Here is a 1,155-nt window from a genome sequence, read left to right on the forward strand (position 1 = left end):
CAGCGTGGTCTCGGCCTCCTCGACGATCGCGAGCAACTGCTCCGCCGTGGCGGCGAGGTGCTGGGCGGCGTCGGTGAGCGCCACCCCGCGCCCGCGGCGCTCCAGCAGCGGCGTGCGGGTCTCGCGCTCCAGCTTGGCGATCTGCTGGGAGACGGCGGACGGGGTGTAGCCGAGGGCCGCCGCGGCGGAGCCGACGGAGCCGTGGACGGCGACGGCGTGCAGCGCCCGGAGCCGGGACAGATCGAGCATGGCCACTCCCAGGGTTCAGCGTTCCTACATCCAATCATGAAGCAATACGTGCTGGTGCTTCATGGTCGCCGGGCAGATCCTGGGGGCATGCGCCCGCTGCACATCGCACTCGCCGTCCTCGTCGCCTTCCTCTGGGGCCTCAACTTCGTCGTCATCGACGTGGGCCTCGACCACTTCCCGCCGCTGCTCTTCACCGCGCTGCGCTTCCTGGTGGCGGCGCTGCCCGCGGTGTTCTTCGTCGGCCGGCCGCAGGTCGCGTTCAAGTGGATCCTGGCGGTCGGGCTCGCGCTCGGGGTGGCGAAGTTCGGGCTGCTGTTCATCGGCATGGAGCGGGGGATGCCGGCGGGGCTGTCGTCGCTGGTGCTGCAGATCCAGGCGGTGTTCACCGCGGTCATCGCCGCGGTGGTGCTGGGGGAGCGGCCCGGGCGGATCCGGCTGGCCGGTATGGGGGTGGCGCTGTGCGGGGTGGCGCTGGCAGCCGTGGACGAGGGGGGCTCGGGGCCCCTGGGGGCGTTCGCGATCGTGCTCGCTGCCGCCTTCAGCTGGGGTGTCGCGAACGTCGTCATGCGCAAGGCCGCCCCGCCGGACGGGCTGCGCTTCATGGTGTGGGTCTCCTGCGTACCCGTGCTGCCGCTGCTCGCGCTGTCGCTGCTCTTCGAGGGGGCGGAGCGGGACTGGGACGCGCTGCGGTCGCTGGACTGGGCGGGCGTCGGCGCGGTCGTCTTCATCGCGTGGGTCGCCACGATCTTCGGCTTCGGGGTGTGGGGGTACCTGCTGCGCACCTACGACGCCTCGACGGTGGCGCCGTTCTCGCTGCTGGTGCCGGTCGCCGGGATGTCCTCCGCGGCGGTGTTCCTGGGCGAGGAGATATCGGGGCTGCGCTGGGTGGCGGCGCTGCTGCTGGTC

2 protein-coding genes are annotated in these 1,155 nt (G+C 72.3%); one reads left to right on the plus strand and one right to left on the minus strand.

Annotation, left to right across the window (positions count from 1 at the left end):
* On the minus strand, positions 1-249 hold a 249-nt coding region (locus H5J30_RS34705; RefSeq protein WP_181791781.1), incomplete at its 3' end, for a LysR family transcriptional regulator.
* An 87-nt stretch (positions 250-336) separates the two neighbouring features.
* Between H5J30_RS34705 and H5J30_RS34710 the strand changes: the two genes are divergently transcribed.
* Positions 337-1,155: EamA family transporter (locus H5J30_RS34710; RefSeq protein WP_181791782.1), on the plus strand; the 819-nt coding region annotated here is incomplete at its 3' end.

Origin of the sequence: Streptomyces phytophilus (assembly GCF_013870535.1) — a bacterium.
GTDB lineage: Bacteria > Actinomycetota > Actinomycetes > Streptomycetales > Streptomycetaceae > Streptomyces > Streptomyces phytophilus.